The following is a 4,654-nucleotide window of genomic DNA, read 5'->3' as shown; positions in this document are numbered from 1 at the left end:
TAGGTGTCGTTGCCATTGCCGCCGTCGAGCCGGTCCACGCCCTCGCCGCCGACCAGGCTGTCCGCGCCTTCGCCGCCCAGCAGCGTGTCGTTGCCGAGGCCGCCATTCAGCGTGTCGTTGCCGTCATTCCCGAGCAGCCGGTTGTTGCCGACATTGCCGAGGATGAAGTTTTGCTCGGCATTGCCGTCGCCGCGGACATTGGCCGTGCCGTTGAAGCGCAGCACCTCGATGTGGTCGGGCAGCGCGAAGGTCGCGTTCGCCACCACCGTGTCGTTGCCGCCGCCGGCCTGCTCGACCAGCGTGTCGGTCGCGTCGATCAGGTAGAGGTCGTTGCCAGCGCCGCCGATCAGCGTGTCCGCGCGGCCGCCGCCGTTGAGGACATTGGCCTCGTCGTTGCCGATGATGAGATTGGCGAGGTTGTTGCCCGTGCCGTCGATCGCGGCATCGCCGGTCAGCACCAGCGCCTCGAGATGCGGCCCAAGCCCCCAGGTGACGGAGGAATACACCGTGTCGGCGCCGCCGGGCCGCGTCTCGAGAATGCGGTCGCCGCCGTCGTCCACGACGTAGAGGTCGTTGCCGGCGCCGCCGACCAGGCTGTCGGCGGCCGTGCCGCCGTCGAGCGTGTCGTTGTCGGCGCCGCCATCCAGCGTGTCAGCCTGGGAGCCGCCCATCAGACTGTCGTTACCCGCTAGGCCGGCGATGCTGTCATTGCCGCCTAGCGCGTCGATCGTGTCGGCAGCGGCCGTGCCGGTCAGCGTGTCGGCGCCCTCTGTCGGTTGTGCGCCACCGACACCGAGCAGCGTGTCGGAGAATTCCAGGAACTCGATCCCGTTCAGTGTATCGGCGCCGTCCGGCGCGCCGGTGCGCAAGTCCTGCACCCGCCACAAGCCACCGGCCAGGGCAGTGACACTGTAGTCAGCCTGTCTGCCGGCGAAGGCCGCCGTGTCCACCTCCGTGCCGCCATCAAGGCTGTCGTTACCCGCCCCGCCGCGCAGGCTATCCGCGCCGCCCCCACCTTCGAGCGTGTCGGCCGCGGCACCACCGTCGAGGGTGTCAGCGCCCGCATCGCCGAGCAGGCGGTTGGCGCCGCTGTTGCCCGTCAGGTGGTTGTCGAGGCCGTTGCCGGTGCCGCCGATACCGCCTGTGCCGGTCAGCGCGAGGTTCTCGAAATTCAGCCCGAGCGTCCAGGCGAAGCCGGTTCGCACGGTGTCGATTCCCGCCGCTGCCTCCTCCAACAACTGATCGCCGGCGGCACCCACGACATAGGTGTCGTTGCCGCCTCCGCCGATCAGGGTGTCGCCGCCGCCAGCGCCAGACAACTCGTTGGCTTGGTCGTCGCCTGTGATTCGGTCGCCAAAGGCGGTGCCGATGACGTTCTCGATATTCCTGATCGTTTGGACGCTGCCGCTTGCGACTGTTTGCGGGCCGGTTATCCGCAAGTCCACGATGATGGGCGAGGAAAAGGTAGCGAAAGACACGGTGTCGACGTCCGGACCTCCATCCAGCAGGTCGTCGCCCGCTGAGGCCTCAATCACGTCGCCGGTCGGCCCGCCGATCAGGCGCTCATTCCCCGCAGTTCCGCGCAGAGGCCCGGCGGCGAAGATCGAGGCGAGCGAGGTCGGCACCGGAATCATGCCGGTGGCGTCAAACTCCTCAGGGAAAAAGCCGGCGATGGTCTGCAACCTCTCGATGCCCCCGGTTTCCGGGGTGAGCCGAAACAGCGCACCAACCTGGTTTGCATCTCTGCCGATCGCCAGAAGCGTGCCCATGGTATCGAAGGAGATCGAAGTGATCTTTTCTGGGCCGGCATAGCTGGCGATGGTGCGCACTGATCCGTTAGTCGGATTGACTTCCACAAGCCGGCCGCCGCCCCATCCACTGCCGCCTGCCATTTGATGGTCGGACCACGCGAACACGCGCCCGTCGGGTGCGGTATCGGCGGAGACAATTCCGCTCACGCCTTCCAAGACGCTTAGATTGCGGAAAAAACTTATCGTGCCCGACTCATCGAAACGAAACATGAAGTCCTGTCGAAAGCGGATCATTTGGCCGAAGCCGACAAATTCACCAGATCCCAAAGCAGCCAAGGCATGGATGTTCGCTGTGTCGAAAGCTGGGACAAAGGGCTTCCGCGAAATCGCACTGCCGGTAAGGGGATCGAATTCAACAATAGCAAGAATTTGCCCGCCCCAATTTGACGGGACATTCACAATAGAATATTCTGCCGGGCTGACCTCAACAATAGAGAATATACGCCCGCTCTCCACGGTGAGGTTGCGCACCTCGGGGAATCGCACTCCGTCAGTAAGGCCCGTGGGACCCAGTAGCGATGACTGCCCGTCGATGGCGAGGCGACCAATCGAGGCTTGGTTCCACGCGCCCGAACTCCAGACGTCCTGATCAACCACAAACCCAAGCGTACTATCGACAAGGCGGAACACCGTCGCGGCGCGCCCGGCGCTACCGGCCACGTGATTGGTCACGTCGGCTGCCGACAAGCCCGGCGTCGCGTTGGCCAGCGTGATAGTGACGTCGTGCGTGCCGTCCCGGTCGGTATCGAGCTTGAGGGCCGTGCCATCGATGACGATGTCGGCCGCGGTCATGCTGCGCGTGATGCCGTCCGGGAACAGGATTTCGAAGGTCAGACCTGCTGCCCCGGCACCGACAACCGACACCGTATCGCCGTTAAGTTCCGCACCCGTCCCTGCGATGCGATCCTGGGCGTCAGCAAAGAGCGTGTCGTTTCCTTTGCCAGGAACGAGAAGGTCGGGACCGTCGCCTCCAAAAAGCGCGTCGTTTCCTCGGCCGCCGTCGATGAAGTCCAGGCCGGGGCCGCCGGAGATGGTGTTTGCCATATTGTTACCGAAATAAGCGACGCCTGTATCAACAGGCTTGTTCGCCAATATAAAATCAGACCGCGCATCAATGACGCCCGCAGCCAGAAAGGCCGCGTAGGAATCCGGCGCGAGGACGTCGTTAAGGATGGACTTTACCCCGATTTTTACTGTATCAGAATAAAGTGACACCGCGTGAGCCATACGACCATCTACGGGATTTTCAAATGTTCCCCAATTTTCGTCACCTCCAAAAGATGAAGTGTCGTCCTCAATAATTAATAAGTTGTCAGTCGTTGAAATGAAATTTTTCTCTGGGAATATCTCTTCTATCGAACCCTTGAAAATACGATCATTATCAAACCCAATGTTCGTGATTCTGGGATCTCTTGCGATAATTGGTGTCGCGACCGTCACATATGTTGCTGCTTCGTAAAATCCAGTGGGCGTTCCAAGTATGTTGGGATTGTCCCGCAACTGGTTCGCGGCAGCGGCACCCAAGGAATGCCCTACGACTACGACATCATGGCCTCCAATACCGCGATTCCCAGCATATTGAGCTATCTGAACGAGAAAAGGGTCAAAAAGGGTAGCATAAAATGCATTGAGCAATAGAGCAGGATAATCCAGCCAATCGGACAAAGCATCTGTTCCACGGAAAGAGATTACAAGCTTTCCGTTGTTTTCGAAAACCTGAGCGACACCGAAAGTCGGGGCCAAGCCCAGCCGCAGCCCAGTCGTAAACTCAGTGTCATCGCCTCCCATCCGGCCGCGCAAAAAAAACGGGTCAAACCCCGAATCAAAGCCGATCTCCCCCCCCGTAAGCGCAACCCAACCGGAGTTTGCCGGGGCCTTCTTCCCGTAGCTCGCTTGCGCCAAATCGACAGCGTCGAAGAGTTGCTGCGCGGTCAAGCCCGGCGCGGAGAACAGTGGCATGCCCTTATCCTGATCCCATTCCCCATCGAGAAGGAAATCAGCGACAGCGAGCGGCGTCGCGCCACGCCGCCCCTGGTCTGCCCCCTCGTTCACGCCCTCGGACGACGCAAACCTATACTATCTGTAATTTTACGTTCTCTACCAACCACCGGTAGAGGAGCCCGTCGCTTGCCGCCACTGGAATTTCGTTAGCGGTCCGCGTCGTTGTTCGTGCCCGGTGGCCCCGAGCGGTTCTCCGTCGCCCTACCCCGCCTCCGCGCTCATCCCCGCCAGCATCTCCTCCTCCGCCGCCAGGTGCAGGCGCAGCAGCGCCTCCAGCGCGAACAGCGTGCGGCGCAGTTCCGGCGCGGCGGCGCCCCAGTCGCGCTCCGCGACGCGCAGCAGCGTGGCGACGCGCTCGGCCTGGCCTTCCATCTCGGCATGCATGCGCACCAGCGGCGCCATCGGGTCGGTGCCGCCGAGGCGCGCGGCGGCGGCGGGGTACAAGGCGCGCTCCTCCTCCTGTTGGTGCGGCACCAGCTCGGCGCGCAGGCGGCGCTCCACCTCGGTCAGCGCGGGCAGCGCGGCGGGGGTGGGGCCGATGGCCTCGGCGCCGGATCGCAGCGCCTCCGCCAGGTCGCGCAGTCCGGCATGCTCGGCATGGCGCGCGGCGAGGCCGGCCTCGGCGGGGAGGGTTGCGGGTGCCGACTCCTCCGGGCCGGGGCGCAGGGCGCTCAGCGCATAGAGGATGGCGAAGACGTCGATCCCCTCCTGCACCAAGGCGCCGGCGAGCGGGGGCAGGTGGCCGGCGGCGGCGACGGCCATCGCAACGCCGGACATCCCCATGCCCAGCGCGATGGCCTGGAAGGCGACGCGGCGCGCGCGGCGGGCGATGGCGATCGCCT

The 4,654-nt window shown here is 63.7% G+C and carries 2 protein-coding genes; both read right to left on the bottom strand.

Features of this window, described 5'->3' with window-relative positions; genetic code table 11:
* On the bottom strand, positions 1 to 3,770 hold a 3,770-nt coding region (locus AC1MIR_RS26445), incomplete at its 3' end, for a calcium-binding protein (protein WP_480031159.1).
* A 243-nt stretch (positions 3,771 to 4,013) separates the two neighbouring features.
* Positions 4,014 to 4,654, bottom strand: a 641-nt coding sequence (locus AC1MIR_RS26440) for a hemerythrin domain-containing protein (RefSeq protein ID WP_480031158.1), incomplete at its 5' end; no start/stop codon positions are given.

It is taken from the genome of Falsiroseomonas sp. RANM36, assembly GCF_056682175.1.
This window is presented reverse-complemented; position numbering and strand designations above follow the sequence as displayed.